This is a genomic window from Pseudoalteromonas sp. MMG022 (genome assembly GCF_021654245.1).
Classification (GTDB): Bacteria; Pseudomonadota; Gammaproteobacteria; order Enterobacterales; family Alteromonadaceae; genus Pseudoalteromonas; species Pseudoalteromonas amylolytica.
Window position 1 is genome coordinate 1 of the sequence record NZ_JAKFZQ010000009.1, and the last position, 23,275, is coordinate 23,275.

Annotated in this window: 15 protein-coding genes and 2 pseudogenes; 11 read left to right on the forward strand and 6 right to left on the reverse strand. The window is 46.1% G+C overall.

Annotated elements, in window-relative coordinates; translation table 11 throughout:
• The first annotated feature begins 17 nt into the window (after nt 1–17).
• A complete protein-coding gene (locus L1070_RS10045) occupies nt 18–7,262 on the forward strand; it encodes an Ig-like domain-containing protein (protein WP_237125456.1) in 7,245 nt (2,414 codons plus the stop codon).
• Between the two features lie 84 nt (nt 7,263–7,346).
• Here L1070_RS10045 and L1070_RS10050 read toward each other — a convergent pair whose 3' ends face one another.
• Entirely contained in the window at nt 7,347–8,651 is a 1,305-nt protein-coding gene (locus L1070_RS10050; protein ID WP_237125457.1) for an inosine/guanosine kinase, read from the reverse strand.
• A 268-nt stretch (nt 8,652–8,919) separates the two neighbouring features.
• Here L1070_RS10050 and tadA point away from each other — a divergent pair, with 268 nt between their 5' ends.
• A complete protein-coding gene (tadA, locus tag L1070_RS10055; protein WP_237125533.1) occupies nt 8,920–9,423 on the forward strand; it encodes a tRNA adenosine(34) deaminase TadA in 504 nt (167 codons plus the stop codon).
• On the opposite strand, the gene L1070_RS10060 is transcribed toward tadA, so the two are convergent.
• Together L1070_RS10060 and mltF are read right to left on the reverse strand one after the other, a co-directional pair.
• A complete protein-coding gene (locus L1070_RS10060; protein ID WP_170829113.1) occupies nt 9,414–9,572 on the reverse strand; it encodes a hypothetical protein in 159 nt (52 codons plus the stop codon). The two genes, tadA and L1070_RS10060, sit on opposite strands and share 10 nt — an antisense overlap.
• Nucleotides 9,573–9,664: 92 nt before the next feature.
• Nucleotides 9,665–11,032, reverse strand: a complete 1,368-nt coding sequence (mltF, locus tag L1070_RS10065; protein WP_237125458.1) for a membrane-bound lytic murein transglycosylase MltF — start codon at nt 11,030–11,032, stop codon at nt 9,665–9,667.
• Nucleotides 11,033–11,261: 229 nt separating this feature from the next.
• On the opposite strand from mltF, the gene purL reads away from it, so the two are divergent.
• The 5 genes and pseudogenes from purL (at nt 11,262) to L1070_RS10090 (ending at nt 16,700) form a co-directional block, all read left to right on the forward strand.
• Nucleotides 11,262–15,146, forward strand: coding sequence for a phosphoribosylformylglycinamidine synthase (gene purL / locus L1070_RS10070; RefSeq protein ID WP_237125459.1), 3,885 nt, complete (start codon nt 11,262–11,264; stop codon nt 15,144–15,146).
• Between the two features lie 90 nt (nt 15,147–15,236).
• Nucleotides 15,237–15,548 carry a cupin gene (locus tag L1070_RS10075; protein ID WP_237125460.1) on the forward strand — a complete coding sequence of 104 codons (312 nt, stop codon included), beginning with the start codon at nt 15,237–15,239 and terminating at the stop codon, nt 15,546–15,548.
• A gap of 33 nt (nt 15,549–15,581) precedes the next feature.
• Entirely contained in the window at nt 15,582–16,040 is a 459-nt protein-coding gene (locus L1070_RS10080) for a hypothetical protein (RefSeq protein ID WP_237125461.1), read from the forward strand.
• Between the two features lie 137 nt (nt 16,041–16,177).
• Nucleotides 16,178–16,425, forward strand: a pseudogene (locus L1070_RS10085) (type II toxin-antitoxin system Phd/YefM family antitoxin).
• Nucleotides 16,415–16,700: pseudogene (locus L1070_RS10090) on the forward strand (type II toxin-antitoxin system RelE/ParE family toxin). Before L1070_RS10085 ends, L1070_RS10090 begins: the two co-directional pseudogenes overlap by 11 nt.
• A 132-nt stretch (nt 16,701–16,832) precedes the next feature.
• Here the strand turns inward: L1070_RS10090 and L1070_RS10095 are convergent.
• Both L1070_RS10095 and L1070_RS10100 read right to left on the reverse strand, forming a co-directional pair.
• Nucleotides 16,833–17,357, reverse strand: coding sequence for a hypothetical protein (locus L1070_RS10095; RefSeq protein ID WP_237125462.1), 525 nt, complete (start codon nt 17,355–17,357; stop codon nt 16,833–16,835).
• A gap of 556 nt (nt 17,358–17,913) precedes the next feature.
• On the reverse strand, nt 17,914–18,414 hold the full coding sequence (locus L1070_RS10100; RefSeq protein WP_070983936.1) for a lactoylglutathione lyase family protein: 501 nt from the start codon (nt 18,412–18,414) through the stop codon (nt 17,914–17,916).
• Between the two features lie 94 nt (nt 18,415–18,508).
• On the opposite strand from L1070_RS10100, the gene L1070_RS10105 reads away from it, so the two are divergent.
• Nucleotides 18,509–19,273 (forward strand): substrate-binding domain-containing protein, encoded by a 765-nt coding sequence (locus tag L1070_RS10105; protein ID WP_237125463.1) that lies wholly within the window; start codon nt 18,509–18,511, stop codon nt 19,271–19,273.
• 6 nt (nt 19,274–19,279) lie between these two features.
• Here L1070_RS10105 and L1070_RS10110 read toward each other — a convergent pair whose 3' ends face one another.
• On the reverse strand, nt 19,280–19,942 hold the full coding sequence (locus tag L1070_RS10110) for a hypothetical protein (RefSeq protein ID WP_237125464.1): 663 nt from the start codon (nt 19,940–19,942) through the stop codon (nt 19,280–19,282).
• A gap of 233 nt (nt 19,943–20,175) precedes the next feature.
• On the opposite strand from L1070_RS10110, the gene L1070_RS10115 reads away from it, so the two are divergent.
• From L1070_RS10115 to L1070_RS10125, 3 genes are read left to right on the forward strand one after another with little or no spacing between them, the layout of a single operon-like run.
• Nucleotides 20,176–22,713 carry a YdbH domain-containing protein gene (locus tag L1070_RS10115; protein WP_237125465.1) on the forward strand — a complete coding sequence of 846 codons (2,538 nt, stop codon included), beginning with the start codon at nt 20,176–20,178 and terminating at the stop codon, nt 22,711–22,713.
• Entirely contained in the window at nt 22,710–22,889 is a 180-nt protein-coding gene (locus L1070_RS10120; protein WP_070983940.1) for a YnbE family lipoprotein, read from the forward strand. Before L1070_RS10115 ends, L1070_RS10120 begins: the two co-directional genes overlap by 4 nt.
• Before the next feature lie 11 nt (nt 22,890–22,900).
• A complete protein-coding gene (locus tag L1070_RS10125; RefSeq protein WP_070983941.1) occupies nt 22,901–23,221 on the forward strand; it encodes a YdbL family protein in 321 nt (106 codons plus the stop codon).
• Nucleotides 23,222–23,275: the final 54 nt, after the last annotated feature.

A 23,275-nucleotide genomic window follows, 5' to 3' on the forward strand; every position in this document is an offset into this window, starting at 1 on the left:
ATGCGAATGACGCGCCGGTGTTTACAAGTCTAAACGGTGGTAACACCTTTACAGAAAATGGCTCAACCATTGTGATAGACAGCGATGTAACGGTCGCTGATACCGAGTTGGATGCACTTAACAGTGGCAACGGTAACTATGATGGTGCCTCACTGACCATTGCTCGTTCAGGTGGTGCAAACACAGAAGATGTATTCAGCAATACAGGGCTACTTGGTACGTTAACCGAGGGCAATACATTTGACTACAATGGCACGTCAATCGGTACTGTTACCACGAATTCATCAGGTACTTTGGTGCTTTCTTTCAATAGCAGTGCAACATCTGCTTTGGTAGATAGTGCACTGCAGACAATCGGTTACACCAATAGCTCAGAAGACCCAAGCTCATCGGTTACGCTTAATTACACCTTTAGTGATGGCACCACAAATAGCACAGGCACCAATCAGGCTACGGTAACTATCAGTGCGGTGAATGATGCACCGACCGATATTGCGCTAACGGCAACCAGCATCGATCAGTCAAGTACAGGGGTATCTGCTACGGTAGCGACGGCCAGTACTACAGATGTAGAAAGTGGCGACAGTCATACGTATAGCCTTGTGAATTCTGGGGCCAGCGACAACGGCACATGTAGTGCCAGCTCGGGCAATGGCAGCTTCCAGTTCTCTGGTAGCACGCTACAAACTCAAGCTTCTACTTCACCAGGTGACTATGTTATTTGTGTGCAAACTAGCGATGGTACAGCAAGTTATCAAGAGTCATTTACTATTATGGTTAATGATGATGTAGCGCCAGATGCGCCTTCAACCCCTGATTTAGACTCTGGATCAGATACAGGTGCGTCGAGCACAGATAATATCACCAGCGACACTACGCCAACCTTTAGCGGTACTGCTGAAAGCGGTGCTACGGTTACTTTATACAGTGACCAAGAAGGAGGCGGAGCTACGTCAATTGGTAGCGCTACGGCTACGGGAGGTAATTGGCAAATTACTACCAGTACCTTAACAGCGGGTGTAACGCACGCCATTTCGGCTAAGGCTACGGACTCTTCGAGTAATGTCAGTAGTAGCTCAAGCTCACTGAGTGTGACGATTGATTCAACAGCGCCATCGGCTCCAAGTACACCTGACTTGGCGGATGCCAGTGACAGCGGCAGTTCTAGCAGTGATAACCTAACCAACGACACAACGGCAACATTTACAGGTACTGGCACAACGGGCGACACCATTACATTGATTTCAGATGTTGATGGTTCGGTAGGAAGTACCGTGGTCAGTGGTGGTACGTGGAGTATTACCAGCTCAACACTTACGTCTGGTGCGCACGCAATTTCAGCGCGCTCGACGGATACTGCTGGCAACAACACAGATAGTGCAAGCTTGAGTGTCACCATAGACGCCACAGCGCCAACGGGAGTCACAGCTAGCATAGATCAAAGCAAAATAGATGCAGATAATGAAGCGGCAATGAGCTTTACATTATCTGGCTTAGAGGGATCTGGTAGCTTCACCTATGAGATTTCTGATGGTACTAACTCCGTTAGCAGCGCAAGTGCTACAACCATTTCTAGCTCATCTGCGCAAGTTACTTCAATTGACGTCACAAACCTTGATGAGGGAACGCTCACACTTTCTGTGACGGTGACTGATACGGCAGGCAACCCAAGCTCAGCGTTTACGGATACCGTAACCAAACAGTATAACGATGTGCCTGTGCTCTCTGGTACGCCCGCAAGTAGTGTGGATGAAGACAGTGCTTACAGCTTTACACCTACATTAACGGATTCAGATTCAGGTGATACGCACACCTTTAGTATTACCAACCAACCTGCTTGGGCAAGTTTTGATACTAGTACGGGGGCGTTGACTGGTACGCCAGATGACAGCCATGTGGGCACGACCTCTAATATCCAAATATCGGTAAGTGACGGCTCAGATTCGGGAAGTCTTAGCGCCTTTAGCGTTGAAGTTGTTAACACCAATGATGCGCCAACAGGGCAAGATACTAGCTATACCATTGATGAGGGAGGCACAGCATCCGCCGATAGTAGTAATGGTTTATTGAGTCTGGCTGATGACGATGATTTAGACTCCAGTGATAGTTTAACCATAGTGAAAGACAGCGACCCTCAATATGGCACGCTTACGCTCAGTAGCGATGGCAGCTTTAGCTACGTGCATGGTGGCAGTGAAAATCACACGGATAGCTTCACTTACCACGTTGAAGACAGCAGCAATGCCAGCTCGCCTGTTTATACTGTGACTATCAATATGAATGCAGTGGAAGATGCGCCTACAGCGGTAAATGACACCCTGACAACGCTTGAAGATACCGCTAATTCGCTCAATGTTCTGTCAAACGACAGCGACCCTGAAGATAATATGGTTGCATCATCGGTGGTTGTGAAAACATCACCGACTCTTGGGCAGGTATCGGTAAGCAATGGCACGATAACGTATACTCCAAATGCGAATGTCAATGGGTCTGACTCATTCACTTACACAGTGAAAGACTCAACCCAAGCTGAATCAAATGAAGCAACAGTGAGCGTTACCATTACGGCGGTAAATGACTCGCCTGTTGCGGCAGACTTTACACCCAATATTGACGAAGATACATCGACGTCAGCTCTTACAATCAGGAGCAGCGCAACGGATGTGGAAGATACCAATCCAACGGGTGATATTACGCTTGAAACACAACCGAGCAAAGGAAGTGCTAGCATTGACCAAACAGCTGGAACACTCACTTACACGCCTGATGCTAATGAAACAGGAACTGATAGCTTCACCTACTCAATCCTTGATAGTGAAGGTGGTCAGTCAAATATCGCGACCATTTCAGTTAACATTGGTGCTGTGAACGATCGCCCCGTTGCGGGAGATGACTCTACGACCACCAACGAAGACACGGCAACAACGTTGGCTATTCTAAACAATGATTCAGATGTTGAAGATAGCGGCTTCGTTGGTGCTGATATTGCGCTGGAAGATCAAGGCAGTGGTGCTGGCGTGTACAGCCTCGCGAATGTTTCGGTTGCTACAGATGGGGTATTAACGATTGCACCGAATCAGGATCAAAATGGGGTGCTTACCTTCACGTACACGGTTGAAGACAGTGACGGTCTACGTTCAGACCCAGCAACCGTTACCGTGAACATTACAGCAGTCAACGATGCACCTGTTGCGGTTGATAACACCGCGCAATTGGCTGAAGATGGCTCTATCGAAATCAACGTGTTGGGTAATGATACTGACGTTGATAGCCAGATTAATAGCTCAAGCGTGACCGTTGTGACTGCTGCGCAAGGAGGAAGTACTCAGGTACAAGCATCAGGCAGTATTCTCTATACGCCGAATGCTAATTTCTTCGGCGGTGACAGCTTTACATACACCGTTCAAGACACCGAGGGGCTGACGTCCAATCAAGCGACAGTGACTATCACCGTGAGTTCTGTGAATGATGCGCCGATTATCTCGGGCACACCAGCTACGACGGTCAATGAGGATGAAGCGTATAGCTTCGTGCCAACGGCCAGCGATGCCGACGGCGATACACTTACCTTTAGCGTCACTAATCTACCTATCTGGGCAAGCTTTGATACCACAACGGGCGAGGTATCTGGCACCCCAGTTGAGGGGCAGCAAGGTACTTACTCTGGTATTGTGGTATCGGTCAGTGATGAGCAAAGCACCACCTCACTTGCCGCGTTCGCAATTGTAGTGAATGCGGTAAATGATGCGCCAGAAATTTCTGGCACGCCTGCCACATCGGTGAATCAAGATGAAGCATATAGCTTTACCCCGCAGGCTACGGATGTCGACTCCCAGACCTTAACGTTTAGCATTGAAAACGTGCCAAGTTGGGCTATTTTTGATACCGCAACGGGGGCATTGACGGGCACTCCTGACATTAATGATGTTGGTGTATACTCTGGCATTATTATTTCTGTCAGCGATGGTGAGCTGCAAGCCAGTCTTGATGCATTTGATATCACAGTCGTCGCTATCAATGCTGCGCCAGTTGCCAACAACATGCAGCGCAGTGTGAATGAAGATGGCACCACCAGCTTTGTTGCGGATGTAAGCGATGCTGATGGCGATGCGCTAACCTTAACACTGCAAGACATACCACAAAATGGTGTCGCCTCAGTGCAAGGTACGGTCTTAACCTATACACCGCTGCCAAACTTCAATGGCACAGATAGCTTTAGCTACCTTGCATCAGATGGCGTGTTGCAATCCGATGTGGCAACAGTGAGCATTAATGTTGTGTCTATTAATGATCTACCGATTGCATTGGATGATGCATTTACCTTCACATCCGTGCCTGCTAATCAATATACACTGCCGGTACTGGATAATGACTCGGACCCAGATGGTGGTGTGCTTAGCATTATCGGTGCAAAAGCATCCTTGGGTAGTGTCAGTATCAATGGCGATACCTTGACTTACCAAGCGGTACCAAATGCACAAGGCCCAATCGTTGTTGATTATGTGATTGAAGACCAAGGCAAAGCGCGTGCCTCAGCCAAAGCCATGGTAACGATTACCAATGCTGGAGGTGGCCAAGCGCCGACTATCACTGCACCAAGTGATGTGACCGTGAACGCAACAGGCTTGTACACCAAAGTAGAATTGGGCACCGCGGTGGCAACTGACTCTCAGGGCAATACGCTTCCAGTATCGTTGTTGAATGGCTTCCCACTATTTGCGCCTGGTCAAAACATTGCGTACTGGCAAGCAGTCGACGGACAAGGGTTGCAAGCTACTGTGAGCCAAAATGTGAATGTGAACCCTCTGGTATCGCTTCAGAAGAATAGTCGCATAGCTGAGGGTAACAAACACAGTGTGGTGGTTTACCTAAATGGTCGTTCTCCAAATTATCCGGTAACAATTCCATACACCGTATCGGGTACATCGGATAGCGCGGATCATGACCTATTATCGGGTGAGGTTGTTATCAACTCTGGTTTCCAAACCAGCATTGAGTTTGAAACATTTGCTGATAGTGACATTGAAGGCAATGAAACCATTGTTATAACCTTAGACAGCAGCCTGAATATCGGCACGCGAGGTTCATCAACGGTGACAATCTCTGAAGCGAATATTGCACCGACACTGAGCACGAAAGTAGTCCAAGAAGCGCAAGAGCGAGAGCTGGTTACTTCAACAGACAATGAAGTGACGATTACGGCAACCGTGGCGGATGCGAACCCTAACGACCAAGTCAGTGTTTCGTGGCAAACCTCTGCTCCGTTATTGAATCTTTCTGTTGTGCCAGAGCTGTTTGTATTTAACCCACTGGATGTCGCGCCGGGTATATACAAAGTGAAAGTTACCGCAACAGACAATGGTACGCCGAATTTATCCACACAGAAAGACGTCTACATTGAGGTCATCGAGTCGCTCGCGCCGCTTGGAGATACGGATTCTGATGGCGATTTAATTCCAGACTCACAAGAAGGGTACACAGACTCTGATGGTGATGGTATTCCTGATTATCAAGATGCGATTTCGGATTGTAATGTGATGCAGGAACGAGCGCTACAAGCCACTCAATATCTGGTTGAAGGTGACCCAGGCGTTTGTTTACGCAAAGGGGCAACAGTTGTACAAAACCAAACAGGTGGTATTGAGCTACTCACTGAAGAGCTACCAAGTGACCCAGATGCGCTAAACATAGGTGGTTTGTTTGATTACATCGCGACTGGTTTGCCGCAAGAGGGCGACACGTATAGTATCGTACTCCCTCAACGTGTGCCCGTACCAGCAGGGTCCGTCTATAGAAAACTAAAAGACGGTCAGTGGCATAACTTTGTAATTGAAGATGGCAACCAAGTATTGAGCGCACAGGGTGAGCCGGGCTTCTGTCCACCACCTGGTGACAACCAGTGGACTGTTGGTTTGATTGAAGGTAGTTGGTGTATTCAGCTTAATATTGTTGACGGTGGACCGAATGACGACGATGGTGTTGCCAACGGCGTAATAGTTGATCCAGGCGGTATCGCAGTGCCTATTACTGACAATACACTACCGATTGCAACCGCAGACTCGGTGGAAATTGTGTCAGGGCAGACCATTATCATTGATGCACTAGGCAACGATAGTGATGCGGATGGAGATATCCTCTCTATCACGGGCGCAACGGTCGACTTTGGTACTGTGGTTGTGCAAGATAATAAATTGCACTATACCCCACCGGCCATGTTTGTTGGTGAAGCCCTGATTCAGTACAGCATTACCGATGGTAATGGCGGAACTTCGCACAGCACCGCGACTGTTTCGATCATCACCAATAAAGCGCCTGTGACGGTGAATGACACCGCGGTATCTAATGGTTCAGCATTGGTTATTGATGTGCTTGCCAATGACAGTGACCCAGAAGGTACAGCGTTACACTTGGTATCGGCAACCGCTGAGCATGGTAGTGTTGTCGTGAATTCGGATAACATGCTGAGTTACACCCCACAATCAGGCTTTAACGGTACAGATACCATCACTTATGTGGTGCGTGATGAGTATGGCGCGACATCGCAAGGTACTGTGACTGTGACCGTTAACAGTCAGCAAACTACAACCATTACGAACAGTTCATCAGGCTCATTTGGAGGGCTACTAGTGTTACTAACTTCAGCAATGTTTATACGCCGCAGAAAGTCTTTATTACCGGCATTTGCAATTGTGAGTACTGCGTGTTTGGTCGGCACGCAGGCACATGCATCGGATTGGAAAATAACCGCTTCGCTCGGTCAGGCAAGTGCAGATGCAAACACGGCACAAGCTGACTTAACGACGTTAAAAGTTGATGACAAAGACACCAGTTGGTCTTTTGGGGCGTTTTATAATGTTGCGCCACATTGGTATGCGGGCGTTAGGTATATCAATCTAGGTGAGGGTAGTGTGAGCTTTACTGGCACGGTCAACGATCCTAGTCAGGTACACAGCGCGCTGGCAGATGTTGCCCCCGTATTGCCAGAGGGGATTGCAATTCAAGCCGATTACGCTAAGAGCTTAGCAAATCACTTTGAAGGTAAAGTCTTTTTCGGTGCTTTCAATTGGGAGTATGAGATTGACAGTATCCGTGACGGCAGTTCATCACAAAGATATGAAGACAGTGGTACAAGTGCCTATCTTGGTGGCGGGCTCTATTACACGGTCTCTAATAACGTTACTGTGGGTTTAGACTATAGCTACTATTTCGTTTCTAAAAACGACATAGATGAAATCGCTTTGAGTCTACAATATCGATTCTAAAATGTGATTGAATAAGAAAGCCCCATTAGGGGCTTTTTTATTTTTGACTCACGCTAACTTAGCGTGGAAGTGGATAAGATTAGCTTACTTATCCCAATAAGATTGTTCTAATGAGTCTTCTCGCTCAGGCAGGCCGCGAGACAGACGAGGAGAGTGCTGAACCAGCACCTCATAGCTTGCTCGGTTAGCATATTTACTGATTTGCGCTAAAGAAGAATAGGTCATAGCCTGTTGTTCATGTTTCGCTGAGTTTGGTACGTTTAATTTATGGTACTCATTGGCCGAGAGGTCATGTAGAACGGCGGCCAAAGCACAGTCGCCAGCGCCATTGGTGTTTTTAATGGTATCTGGGCCACCCATGTACGGAGCAGTGTGGCTATAGGCTCGAATGGGGTTTTTACAATCGGCTTTGCGCATACCACGAGAAAATTCGTAGCGATTAAACTCAGCAATTGCACCCGGTAGCAATGGGTACTCCGTTTCGCGCTTAAAGTCGTCATCGATGTAACCTGCCATAAACAGCCCTCTAGGGCCTGCAGTACAAATTACAAGGTCTACCCAATCCAAAGCTTTGTCTGCGGCAAGTAATGGATCATTAAAGCCTGTGATGGCTTCGCCTTCCTCTTCATTCATCGCGAGAATATCTACATGCTTCTCAACAAACTCGGCCCACCATTGTGGGTCTTGTTCGATCAAAAACTTAGTGCCTAAGGTTAATACCACAGGCACACCAGCTTGGTTTGCATATTTGACCGCCTGCATGGTCGCTTGTGTCATCGTTTCATCTGCGGTGGTACGCATAAGATAAGCACTGATCACAAGCGCAGAAGCATTTTCAATTAAAGATTGAGAGATAGACTCAGGACGTAAATGATTCATCAGTCCTGCGCTAATCGCGAAAGTACGTTCACCACTGTCATCTATGAGCGTAAAACAGCGACCGATAGGGCCATCTACAGGTTGTAGATAATTCAAATCCACTCGGCTTGAGGTGTTACACAAAAACTTATAGGCATAGCTGCCAACTTTGATGTTTTCACTCATTACCCCGAGTAGCACCGAGCGGTCATCAGCTAACACTGAGTAATTGTGCATGGTGTTGCCTATGGTGCCGCCGGCAAACTCGTAATCAATCATATTGTCGCGTTTCAAACGCTCGTAAAGTGCGTTGGTGATGTCACTTTCTATGACTTGCGACATGCCACGTTGCAGACCAAACTCATCTAAAAAGGCTTGGTCAACTTTGGCTTCGATATCAACAACGATCTGGTCGATACCACAGATGTAACTGCGCTTTAAACCGTTATCATTGCCTAACTGGTTGATTAGTGGGTCTTTATCTTCCACTGGAAAATAATGCTTATGCCTACGGCGTCCCGGAAATTTCATGTTTTACCCGTGTGTGTTGAGCTCAGGAAATAAAAAAAGCGGCGAATTATAGCTTAAGTGTAGCCTTCAGGGCCACGTGATTTTGTGATTTTCTAGGATGATTACACTAATATGACGAAAAATAGCCAATTTTTTAGATGGATTTACCTAAAGTGGTTAATTTTTGCGAGTCGCTTGCTCATTCGCTTGATTGAATAAAGCGCGCAGGTTTATCGCATGGGGTGTTCACGATATACTAAGCGCGATATTGTCACTAAATTTAACCTTCATGAACGAGCACGAACAAGATCAATACTGGATGTCACAGGCATTGGCCTATGCGGACAAAGCCGAGCAACAAGATGAAATCCCCGTTGGTGCGGTGGTGGTAAAAGACAACCAGTTAATTGCTGCAGGGTGGAACCAGTCTATTTGTCAGCATGACCCTTCAGCTCATGCAGAAATGCTAGCTATTCGTGAAGCAGGTAAGGTGTTGGAAAACTACCGTTTGGTCGATTGTACGTTGTACGTGACGCTAGAGCCTTGCCCTATGTGCGCTGGATTGTTGGTGCACAGTCGTCTAAAACGAGTAGTGTTCGGTGCCAAAGATGCAAAAACAGGGGCAGCTGGGTCAATCATGAATATCGTCAAAGAACCTAGGCTAAACCATCAGTTAGAGGTTACTGAAGGCATACTTGCAGAACAATGTAGTGAAAAGCTCTCAGCCTTTTTTAAACGTCGCCGTAAAGAAATCAAGGCGGCAAAAAAGCAAAAAAAAGCGGCTCAAGGTTGAGCCGCCATTTCTTCCATTTGCAATAAGGCAAATAATTTTCTTCGTAGTAGCACTTTTTTGTGTGCGTTTTTGAGCATGACACGACGTCTGTTTGGTGAGGTATGTCGTGTATTGCGTTTAAATTGATGAGTTCGACGTCTTTTTAGCATCTGAACCTCCTTATATGTGTGAGAGAAAAGCACGCTGGCAGCATTACAACTATACATTGCAGTTTAATGACACTTCATAATTAGGTTGCAAGCTACTTGCCAGAAGTTACATCGAGCGCATTATTTTCGTCTAACCAGACTAATGCGTCGTAGTAGCGTCGGATGTTGTCAACATACTGTACCGCAACATCTCCGCGTGCATATCCATATTTGGTCTTTCGATAGTAGCGCTTTTTAATTAACAGCGGTAGTCGTTTTTTTACATCGGCCCAACTGTCAGGATCGGCCCCTTGTTGCTGGGTGATGATCCTTGCATCATTCACATGCCCCCATCCAACATTATACGATGCTAATGCAAACCACGTTCTGTCTGGGTAGGCAATTCTTTTCGGAATACGTTTTAATAATTTTGCTAAATAATCGGCACCACCGCGAATGTTTTGCTCAGGTTCGAGTCGATTCGTCACGCCAACTTGCTTTGCTGTAGGTTGCGTCAGCATCATTATGCCACGTACCCCGGTCGGTGATTTGGCTCTAGGGTCCCACATAGATTCTTGATAACTCAATGCTGCAAGCAATCGCCAATCTATATTTCTCGCATATTGTTTAAACCATGCTTGATAGGTGGGTAACACCTCATGTGCAGCCTCAACAAATGCCAGTGCATTAACATAGTTAAATGAAGATATATGGCCGTAATATTTTTCTTCAAGTGTATACAGTACATCAGTTTGCTTTAACTGAGCAAAAAAGGGCAGCAACAGGGCATATAGCGAATCATCGTCGTCATTACGCAGCACCCATGAAATGGGGTCGCCACGGGTAATTGAAAAGCCGATACTCACCGTGGGGTGATAGCGGCGAAACAAGGCGAGTGTATGCGAGTCGGCTATGGTGTAATCTATTTGCTCATCGATAATTGCAAGCAATAGCTCTTCTTCGTCCATGTCGCTGATGGCGAGCCAATCTAAAGATGGATGCTGTTGTTTAAGTGCTTGTAAGGTCAACACGTGGCTAGAACCGGCTAACACCGTAATGGGTTTATCTATGTCTTCGATGCTTCGAGGGCGTGTTCGACCTTGCTTAAATACCAACTTTTGGCTGACCGAACGATAACTTGGACCGAAACGATATAGTTGCGTTCTGTTTGGGTGATAGCTCAAACCAGAGGCGATTAAATCCAAGTCGCCTTTATTTAATCGTGCAAACATCTCTGGCAAGCTGAAAAATGGCACCATTTGTAGTTGTACGCCCAAGTAGTCGGCAAATTCGGCGCTGAGTTCGTATTCGTAGCCTTGCTCACCATTGCGAGCCTGAAAATAATTACCGGGGCCTGCCAAAGTGCCTACGCGGATCACTTGCTTTTGCTTAATCTGTTCAAGCTGGTTTTTTGGCGTCTTTTCGCACCCACACAGGATAGCGAACATAATAATGGCCAGTAGCCACTTAATTGCTTGCATTCGTTCTCCTGATTGGGGGGTAGCCTTGTATTTCACGTTAGCTAACTTTGCTTGCGAACGCAAAATTTATCCGTCGCTGGCGTTTTAATAACGTATAACTATCTGGATTTACATCAAAAAGAGGTATTTTTGCGAGTTTTGGCATTATTAGTGTTAAACCCAGCCAACATTTCTACTATAATAGCGACCCTAAATATCGTTCAATCCCTAACCCCGGATGAAAATACCTATGTTGATCCTACGTGGTGCGCCTGCACTGTCTGATTTTAGAGTTCAAAAAGTCCTTAAAAACTGCGCGGATGCAAACTTACCTGTTTCAGGTGTGTATGCCGAATTTATGCATTTTGTTGATTTAACCGCTGAGCTTAGCGAGGCTGAACTGGTTAAGTTAAACAAGCTATTAAAATATGGTCCAACGATTGCGGAACACGAACCGCAAGGGCAGTTGATTTTAGTCACTCCTCGTCCTGGTACCATTTCTCCTTGGGCATCAAAAGCGACCGATATCGCAAATAACTGTGGTTTGAGTCAGGTTCACCGTGTTGAGCGTGGTATAGCCTATTACGTTGAAGGCGAACTGAATGCTGAGCAACTAGCACAGGTTGCGGCGTTATTACATGATCGCATGACTGAAGCGACGCATAGCCAACTAGAAGACGCAGCTTTACTATTCAAAGTAGATGAACCGCGCCCAATGTCATCGGTTGATATTTTAGGTGGTGGCCGTGAAGCGTTGGTTAACGCAAACATTGAACAAGGTTTTGCGCTTGCAGAAGATGAAATTGACTATCTGGTAGAAAACTTCCAAAAGTTAGGGCGTAACCCGAACGACATCGAATTATTTATGTTTGCCCAAGCAAACTCAGAGCACTGTCGTCACAAAATATTTAATGCAGATTGGACCATTGACGGGCAACAACAGCCAAAGTCACTGTTCAAGATGATTAAAAACACCTATGAAACACACCCTGAAAACGTATTGTCTGCTTATAAAGATAACGCGGCGGTAATGAAAGGCTCTAAAGCGGGTCGTTTCTTCCCAAATCAAGAGGGTGAATATGCCTATCATCAGGAAGACATTGAAATTCTGATGAAGGTTGAAACACACAACCACCCAACGGCGATTGCTCCATTCTCAGGTGCGTCAACGGGCTCTGGTGGTGAAATTCGTGATGAAGGCGCAACGGGCCGTGGTTCTAAGCCTAAAGCGGGCTTGGTTGGCTTTACGGTATCAAACTTACGTATTCCTGGGTTTGAACAGCCGTGGGAAAGCGACTTTGGTAAGCCAGGTCGTATCGTTAATGCGCTGAATATTATGACTGAAGGCCCGCTAGGTGGCGCGGCGTTTAACAACGAGTTTGGTCGTCCAAACCTGCTGGGTTATTTCCGTACCTATGAAGAGAAAGTAAATAGCCACAACGGTGAAGAGGTGCGTGGTTATCACAAGCCAATCATGTTGGCGGGCGGTCTAGGTAATATCCGCAACGAGCATGTGCAAAAAGGTGAGATCCCAGTTGGTGCAAAACTCGTTGTGTTAGGTGGCCCTGCGATGAACATCGGTCTTGGTGGTGGTGCTGCCTCGTCAATGGCATCAGGCCAATCAAACGAAGATTTAGACTTTGCTTCTGTGCAGCGTGAAAACCCTGAAATGGAACGCCGTTGTCAGGAAGTGATCGACAAATGTTGGCAACTAGGTGATGCAAACCCAATCGCGTTCATTCACGATGTGGGCGCCGGTGGTTTATCAAATGCTTTCCCTGAGCTTGTGGATGATGGTGGCCGTGGTGGTAAGTTCCAACTGCGTAACATTCCAAACGATGAGCCGGGCATGGCACCTCATGAGATTTGGTGTAACGAATCTCAAGAGCGTTATGTACTTGCAGTAGCTGCAGAAGATTTTGCACGTTTTGAAGCCATTTGTAAGCGTGAACGTGCGCAATACGCTGTGATTGGTGAAGCAACGCAAGAGCGTCATCTAACGGTTGCTGATAGTCACTTTGATAACAATCCAGTGGATTTACCTTTGGATGTACTTTTGGGTAAAGCACCAAAAATGCACCGTGATGTGACATCACAACGCGCTCAAGGCAGCGCGTTAGATACCCAAAGCATTGATGTGCAAGATGCGGCAAAGCGTTTATTACGCCTACCTGCAATTGCTGAAAAGACGTTCTTGATCACCATCGGCGATAGAACGGTTACAGGTTTAGTTGCACGCGACCAGATGGTTGGCCCTTGGCAGGTGCCAGTTGCAAACTGTGCAGTGACTGCTGCGGCGTTTGACACCTACCACGGTGAAGCAATGTCAATGGGTGAGCGCACCCCTGCGGCGCTGCTCAACTACGGTGCGTCGGCACGTCTTGCGGTGGCTGAGTCTTTGACTAACATTGCGGGCGCAAACATAGGTGGTTTAGAGAACATTAAGCTATCTGCAAACTGGATGGCCGCTGCGGGTCACCCGGGTGAAGACGCGGGTCTTTACGAAGCGGTTAAAGCGGTAGGTGAAGAGCTTTGTCCTGCGCTTGGTTTAACCATCCCAGTGGGTAAAGACTCAATGTCGATGAAAACCACATGGCAAGATAACGGCGAAGAAAAGTCGGTAACGGCACCGTTGTCGCTTATCATCACCGCATTTGGCCGTGTCGAAGACATCCGCAAAACGGTTACCCCACAGCTTCGCACAGATAAAGGCGAAACATCGCTTATCTTGGTTGACTTAGGTGCAGGGCAAAACCGTATGGGCGCATCAAGTCTTGCGCAGGTTTACAAACAATTGGGTGATAAAACGCCAGATGTAGACAGCCCTGAATTGCTAAAAGGCTTCTATGACGCGATGCAAAGCTTAGTCGCTGATGAAAAGCTATTGGCCTACCATGACCGTTCAGACGGTGGTTTATTCACAACCGTTACTGAAATGGCGTTTGCAGGCCACACGGGTGTAACTGTAGAGCTTGATGCCCTTGCAGGCAGCGACATCGAAGTACTTTATAACGAAGAACTTGGTGCGGTTATTCAGGTTCGCAATGAAGATTTAAGCGCAGTCAATGCCGTATTAGCACAACACGGCTTAGCAGCAGTTAGTCACCCAATTGGTACGCTCAACAGCGACGATAGCATCGTATTTAACCGTGCTGGTAACGCAGTATTGAGCAACACACGTACGGAACTACGTACTATCTGGGCTGAAACTACGTACCAGATGCAAGCGCTGCGTGATAACCCTGAGTGTGCAAAACAAGAATTTGATGCCAAGTTCGATGCAAAAGACCCTGGCCTAAATGTAAAACTCAGTTTTGATATCAACGAAGATATCGCTGCGCCTTACATTGCCACAGGCGCTAAGCCTAAGATGGCTATCTTGCGCGAGCAGGGTGTTAACTCTCATCTTGAAATGGCAGCAGCATTTAACCGTGCAGGGTTTGCAGCGGTTGACGTGCATATGAGTGACATTTTGGAAGGGCGTTTAACGCTTGAACAGTTTAAAGGGTTAGTGGCGTGTGGTGGCTTCTCATACGGTGACGTATTGGGTGCTGGTGAGGGCTGGGCGAAGTCTATCCTATTTAACGACATGGCACGTGAGCAGTTTAAAAACTTCTTCGAGCGTCAAGATACCTTCAGTTTAGGTGTATGTAACGGCTGTCAAATGATGTCGACACTCAGAGAGCTTATTCCGGGCACTGAACACTGGCCGCGTTTTGTAACCAACAAATCTGAGCGTTTTGAAGCACGTTTCAGCTTGGTTGAAGTACAAAGCAGCCCGTCGGTATTCTTTGATGGTATGGCAGGCTCTCGTATGCCAATTGCGGTATCACACGGTGAAGGTCATGCCGAATTTGCCAATGCTGGTGCAGTACAAGCGGCGCTTGACTCAGGCACGGTAGCGGTTAAGTTTGTAGACAACTACGGCAACCCGACCACGCAATATCCAAATAACCCGAACGGTTCACCAGAAGGGATCACGGGTATTACCTCAACGGATGGCCGTGCAACGGTGATGATGCCACACCCTGAGCGTGTATTCCGCGCTGTGGCGAACTCTTGGCACCCAGATGAGTGGCAAGAGGACAGCCCATGGATGCGTATGTTCCGTAACGCACGTAAGAACGTGGGTTAATCACTCGATAAGTGTAATAAAAAAGCCGCTGCGTATATCACTACCCAGCGGCTTTTTTGTTTGATACAGCTGATGAAATGAGCCAAAACAATGAAAGTTATTCGCACAAAAGAATTTACAGCGCAACGCGCATGGGGCGCATTGGATATCGCCAATATGAATGGCATCACCACACGCTTACATTGGACCAACGAGCCATACAAGTGGCATATCAATGATGGAGAAGAGGTATTTGTGGTGTTAGATGGCTGTGTTGAGATGCGTTACAAAGAGCAGGGCCAAGAAAAATCCACGTTACTCAACGTTGGTGATATTTTCTACGCAAGTGTAGGGACTGAACACGTGGCCCACCCGCAAGGAGAAGCACGTATTTTAGTGGTTGAGTCTGAGGGGAGTGTATAAATTTAACCATAACGGACACATTCAGGAGGCAAAATGAATTCTACGGGTAATAAGTATCTTGTCACAGCGGCAATCGCCTGTTTTGTTGCTGCGCTGGCACATGTGGGCTGTATTGTATTTGGCGGTGATTGGTATCGATTTTTTGGTGCTGGTGAACAGATGGCGCTAATGGCAGAGCAGGGGCTTTGGTATCCTACTATTGTGACCACAGCCATAGCCTTACTGCTTTCGATTTGGGGGCTTTATGGCTTGTCGGGGGCGGGGGTAATTAAACGCCTACCCTTTACCAAACTAGCGCTGCTGCTGATAGCCTGTGTATTTTTACTTCGTGGCGTTTGTTTTGTGGGACTCATGCCAATGTTCCCAGAAAATAGCCTAACATTCTGGTTAGTAAGCTCAGGTATCTGTGTGTTTATTGGCGGCCTTTTTGCTGTGGGCTATTGGCAGCAATGCTCAGCAGGTCGGTTAGATAAAATAAGCTACAAGGGTTAACAGTACAACCACTTTAAAAGCGTGAGCCACACCTGTTTTAAAGACAAGTTTGTGTGCCTGTCCTTTTCAACTGTAGAAATGCCACGCGTTAGAACCACTCTTAAGCAACTTGTTATACCGCTTAAGAGACCGATTATATGATTACTAGAATTTTAGCCGATGTTGCCGCAAGCATTACTGAGTTGAAAGCTAACCCTATGAAAGTTGCAACGAGTGCCGACGGTGAACCTGTTGCTGTATTGAACCGAAATGAGCCCGCATTTTATGCGTACCTGCTGAAGCGTATGAAATGATGATGGATAGACTCGAAGATCTTGAACTACTAGCTATTGCGAAAGAGCGTGAATCTGAAGAGAGTATTTCGGTAAATATTGATGACCTATAAACTCGACTTTAAAAAGAGCGCACTCAAAGAGTGGAAAACTTGGCTCAGCGCTTCAACAATTTAAGGAAAAGCTAATCGAGCGCTTAGAGAACCCGCATGTTCCGGCTTCAAAACTTTCTGGATCTGACAACATGTATAAAATTAAGCTGCGTCAATCGGGCTACCGTCTCGTCTACAAAGTTGAAGATGATGTCATCATTGTAACCGTATTAGCAGTTGGAAAACGCGAACGTAGTGATGTTTACCGTAAAGCGACGAAAAGGTTAGGTGATTGATTGTGGTATTACGCCGCATTCAGGTGTGATGTGAGCAACGCTATCACCCAACCTAAAGTATTGTGCCATAAACACTAAATTTGAAGTAGAAGCAAAAATACCAAGCGTTGAGAATCCCTCTTAAATTGCTTGTTAGCTTTCATTTTTTGATTGTTCAATTAAGTCACTTCTCCACTCAGACACTAGGTCGGAAAGTGTTTTGTAGCCATACTCTGAGTCAATAACCCCTTGAATTTCATTAATCAGAAACTCACCGTCCATTGAGAATGCTGTTAGAACACGTGTGGTGTAATTATCAGGCCAAGTATCGCTCCACTCATCTCGATGCTTGAAATAATTAGCTGCACAATTAACCAGCTCTATTAACGAATAACCCTGAACTTTTATACGATGACTCTTATATGCTTTCTCTTTGGTTAATTTATTAACCCCCAGACTAGCTCGGATCTCGTTAATATCCCGCAAGCTACCAACACAATAAGCTTGTGCTGAAACCAGCAAAGAGCCATAAAGGACTTCACCGTACTCATTCATCCACAATCCATCGAACCAAGGTTCAGTGCGGTTTCTCTCGAACAGCTTTGCGAGACCAGCTTGGATCGTTTCCTCTACATCGACTAGTGGACCAAAGCCATAGTCAGCCTCTAAAATGTTCATATTACTCCTGAAAGCTAACAGCGTCTTACCGTGAATTTCTGTTAACACTCAATATATCTATTGCCAGAATTATCAAAATACGATGTTTAATACTCTAATTATTAGTCACTTACACATAGCTACAAGGAATTACTATTGTTTAGACTAGTCTATAACCGATAATTTACTTAATTGAAGCTGAATAAAATTACATAACGAGCAAGTAGGTTGGATTAGGTGCGAAGCACCGCCATCCAACGCAAGCGTTACAATGTCGGATGGCGCTACGCTTATCCGACCTACGGGTTACAAACCCACTCACCGTGTCTTTAACATCTGCTGTAAACAAACGCAGCTTAAGCGCTCATAAAAACAAATATAAAAGGCGCTTTAAGCTCGTCCTATTGTTGTTTAGCAAGTAGGTTGGATTAGGTGCGAAGCACCGCCATCCAACGCAAGCGTTACAACGTCGGATGGCGCTACGCTTATCCGACCTACGGGTTACATACCCACTCACCGTGTCTTTAACATCTTTCTATCAATAAACAAACGCAGCTTAAGCTCGCCCTGTTGTTGTTTAGTAAGCCCCTTCGCTATAAATTAGCTCGTAGCTGTGGCTGTATATCTCTAGGATGTTGCCAAAGGGGTCTTCCATATAAATCATGCGGTATGGCTTTTCGCCGGGGTAATAATAACGCGGTTGTGCCATGCGTTTTTTGCCCCCAGCTGCCACGATTCGCTCTGCCAACGCTTCCACATTTGGGTCTTGCACACAAAAGTGAAAGATGCCCGTTTTCCAGTATTCAAAGTTATTTTCGGGGTTGCTTTGGTTGTTAAATTGAAAGAGTTCTACACCAATTCTGTCCCCTGTTGATAGGTGGGCGATACGAAAGTTTTGCCAACCGGCACCAAATACATCGGTACACATTTGCCCAATCGCGCTGTTATCTTCTGTGATTTCTGTGGGCTCCATAATGAGATACCAGCCCAACACTTGCGTGTAAAACTCAACCGCTTTATTTAAATCAGGCACCGAAATACCAATATGAGAAAAGTTCCGTGGATAGGTGTTGTTCATAAATTGCACTCCTAAATAGTGTGAGCGGGCAGGTTACAAACGATAGTTAATTAAGTAAAATTATCATTAACCATAAAAATGAGAATGTTTTGTAATGATTAATCTGACTTGGTTAAATACGGAGCTACTGATAAGAGAGGGTAAGCAGTTTTCTTTGTCGGATGCGGGCCAGCGGCTGTATGAGCAAGGTAAACCCTTGTTAACTGCAATGGTAAACATTGAGCGTGAGGTGACACGGGATGACCCCTACGAAGGGGTTGTGAAGGTGATGTCACCGGGCAGTGTTGGTTTAAAGCTATACCCCAAATTGCTAGCCCTGCAAGCGCGCTACCCACGCTTAAGTATTGATTATCGCTTTGCGCCCAATGCAGATATTCAAAAAGCGGTAGGCGAGTCACAAATAGATTTTGGTTTTATGAGCATCAAGCCAACCTCACCCGATGTACGTGGCGAGTTGCTTGCCAGTGAACCGTTATTGCTGGTGACCCCTGCTGATATGCGCACTGTTTCGTGGCAAGGGCTAACTGAGCTGGGGTTTATCGATCACCCAGATGGGGCGCATCACGCCGATTTGTTGCTCAGTGCCAATTTTCAGCAATTTCAACATAGCGATTTATTACACAGGAAGGGGTTTTCCAATCAAATCAGTCTGATATTGGAGCCTGTCAGTAGAGGTTTAGGCTTTAGTGTATTGCCAGCGTATGCGGTTGAGGCATTTAACGCGGAACATGCCATTAAGGCTCATCACCTCAATGTGGCGGTGAGTGAGCCTATTTATGTTGTGATGCACAGCAAAAAAAGCTTACCAAACCGAGCAAAAACAGCTTTGGATGAAGCGCTTAAGTGGCTCGGTTCGTAAGCGAGGTTATTCCAACCCCTGCGTATCGTAAAACAATGGTTTGAGCGAGCCACAGTTGACGAACTTTAAGGTCAGCTCACTGTGCGGGGGCACGCGCTTTGAAGTGCGAAACTTTTGCATACAGGCGCTGGTCAGATCCACATAAATAAGGTGGTTGAAGCTCGGAGACTGTTGAATTTTATGAATATACATATTGCCATCTTCAGATATCGGGATGGCGTCGTATTCTTGCCATTGCGACGAGGGGGTTAAATCCGTGAGTACGCGGGAGTAAAGCTTTTTACTAAATACAATCGGAAAATTCTCATGCATTTGGCTGCCACCGTCGGCAAAGTGGCCGCTGTAAACATCCGCTTTTACTTCTAACTCCTCACCACGCATTAAGCGTTCAATATTAAACTTTTTAGGTTTAATGGTGACCAGTTCAGCATCTCGCACCAAGCTAAGAAATGCCACCCCTGGGGTTTCAATTTTATATACCACCTGGACATTATTTGGAAATTGATAGCGTGGTAGGTTCAGGGCATAAATTCCCGCGCCCTGATTAATTAAAACCATAGGGTGCTCCCCATAATATGCGGGATTGAGCGGAGGTGGCTCTTGCTCTTCTTTAGCGTGTACACACAAAGTTATCAGAGAAAGTAAGAGGGTCAGTATTGTTTTGTTCATCATCATAGCAAGGATATATGTTGGTGGCGTAGGCCGTTTCGTATTAGAAAATGCACCTGTCGGTGCTTAAGTATTAGGCTAGTATAAAGCATTATTCTTTTATCTGCTTGACTATGTAATACGATATTCCAGACTCATAAGCAGCTACAACTTATTACAATTAGTTTGCCACAGCGGTGGCATTTTCCTTTATTATTAGCACATGAAATTAATGATGTTTGGATTGCAACTATATGATCTTTAGGTGGTTAAAATGGCTGTTCGTGGTGGTGTGTGGCTTACTTTTAAGCCTGTACATTGCACGACAACCATTGAGCACTAAGCTTGCTAACCATTATTTGCAACCATACAACTTGCAATTGAGTTGTTTAGATTGGTCATTCGGCAGTTGGCGTGCAATCCATATTGAATCATTGTGTTTAACCGCAGAGACTTTTGCGGTTAATTTGCGCGATATTAATGCGACACGCTCTGATGTTTATATTTCTCAGCTAGACGCTCGGTTAAAACAGACACAGCAATCACAGCAACCGATGCGTTTTACACCCCTTGCTCTGCCTTTGCCAAACAGACCTTTGCTTCATATCGAGCATATCAGTATTGAAGGCGCTCCGTGGGGTGGACAAATCAACGCTTCTTTAACAGAGCGTAAAGCGAATCACTTTTCGCTGTTGGGGGATGTTATTGCCGATGTACATGTTCAACCCAGTGAAGTTCAGGCCAACGTTGATTTACAAAGCCCTGTGCTGCAAGGACTCTTGCCTGATTTTGTTACCTCGTTTACCGGTGATGCAGATGTGGTATTTCAAGGAGAGCATGCAACGGTAAGTGTCGCGCCAAAACTGGCTGCTAATATTCCCAACCAAGGCTGCCAGTTGCCGCTGCAAAGTACAGGAACAATCCAACTGAATGTGGCGCTCAACAGCCAAAAAGTTATCACCGATGCTTCGGGTTTAACTACTACTTTTACCCCACAGGAGTGCGATACCCTGTTGCCAAAAAATTATAGAGAGCAGTTTGAAGTGCTGGTGGGTGAGCCATGGACGTTGGCTTTGCCTACGCCGATTAATTTTCAGGATGGTCGCATCGAAACACAAGAAGTTCTTTTACGCACTAACGCGCAAAGTAGTGTGTTGGTGTTACAAAAGTTACAAGCACAAATACAGGATAAGCAATTTAAAAGCGAATTAACATTTGCTCACAACACTAAGCTACTCGGGAAGGCGTCACTTGATGGTACATTGCGCTATCAAAATAGCGAATTGTACGTAGATAGCCAGCTAATGTACCAAAGTGAGCATTTACCTTTTGTGGCGTTTGAACACCAAAACAGCCAGCTTGAGGGTAGCGTTAAACTTGTGATGGGGTCTGCTGTTCGCACATTGTCACTGGTGGCTAAGGGCGGTATTGAAAGCGCGTCAGTGAGTGGGGTTGAAATAAGTTCAGGTCAGTTAGATATTGAAGGCGCGCTTGACTTTACTGATACGCTAAGTGGTGAGGCAAGGGCAAAGATAACCGCACCGGAGCTTAAATTTACGGACGGTCATAGCAAGCATAATCGGCTTGAAGTGAATGCAAAACTTAGCGCGGATCAGCAATTGACGTTAGACAGTGAGCTTAACGTAGATAAGGTCACTCACACCGACAAACAGCTGAGCGGGCTTACATCCAAATTTACCGTGAGTAGTGATTTAACACATGGTGAAATCTTCTCTGCGCTCTCGGGGCAAACAAGGTTGGCACAGTTACAGTTACCTAAACTCGCAATAAACGATATTCACATTGATAGCAAGGTACAGCAAAGTCGTGGCGGCGCGTTTGAGCATTATATCCAAGCTGCGGGTATGGAGGGAGTTTTAAAACACCAGTATTCGCCACAAGCGCACCCTTATCAGTTAGTGGTAAGTGCTAAGCCTGTGACTAAGCTACAACCGATATTAGCGCAACTTATCCCTCAGCTTCAGCTGAGTGAAGGGAATGTAAGCATTGTGGCGAATGGGGATTTAAACCTACAAACCGGTGACTTTAAAGCACAGTTCGACGCGGTATCAGCTCTGTATGACACTCATTATATTGATGATATTAATACACAAATTAGTGGTCAGTTTAGTTCAGGTAAGATTAATATAGCGGACTCTAAGGTGACCGTAGGGCAGGTACGCTCAGGTGTGGTGCTCACGAATGTGTCTGCACAGTTGCAAGTAGAGGACAACTTAGCGCAATTACATGACCTAACTGCGCAGGTGTTTGATGGTCAAGTTCACTTAGCGTTGCTTAAGCTATCGAGTGCACCGCAGCAGTTACAGCTCAAGGCTCAGGCGCTTGATTTAGCATTACTCGCGCAAGCAGGAAGAGATGCAGGTGTTGAACTCAGTGGTAGAGTATCAGGGATATTTCCGGTAAGTATTGAAAATGGAACCGTGAGCATTGAGCAGGGCAAACTGTTCAATGCTGGGGTTGGCAATCTCAAGGTTGCACAAAATGCTTCAATTGAAGCACTTAAAACGCAGCAACCAAGCCTTGAGTCGGTCATTGGGGTTTTGGATGACCTCACAATAGATACGCTGAGTAGCGATGTGGTGCTAACCTCCGATGGTTGGTTGACCTTGGGGGTACAGATTGTCGGTGAGAACAAAGCCCAGGCACAGCCTGTGAACTTTAACTACACACACCAAGAGAACATATTTACGCTTTTTAGGGCGTTGCGGCTGAGCGACGAGATAACCCAAAAAGTGGAAGACGCTTTAACTAAACAGGAGCAAAGCCCATGAAATGGACCCTAATACTGGTGAGCTTTTTGTGTCTAAGCGCCTGTACTCACAAGGTACAGGTTGAGACCAAAGAGCCAATCACAATCAATTTGAACGTCAAAGTGGATCATGAGATCCGCGTTAAAGTTGACAAAGAACTTGATGATTTATTCAGCGATGACAGCGAACTATTCTAAGGGAGAGAAACATGAAAGCGAGCAAATTATTAGTGACATTCACAGCCCTTAGTATGGCGTTTTCGGCTTGGGCACTGAGCTTAGACAGCGCGAAAAACCAAGGTCTGGTTGGTGAAACGGCAAGTGGCTACTTAGCTGCGGTTAGCAGCAATGCTCAGGTACAGGCCCTGATAGATGATGTAAACGCCAAGCGTAAAGCCAAGTATCAACAATTGGCGAAGAAAAACGGCATCAGTTTGTCTCAGGTGGAGGCACTGGCGGGTAAAAAAGCCATCGAGAAAACGGCTAAAGGGCACTATGTTAAAGTGAATGGCAGCTGGGTGAAAAAGTAAAGGCTCACTAACGGGGCAAAGCAATGCCCCGTTATCTTCTTTTAAATCATTTGT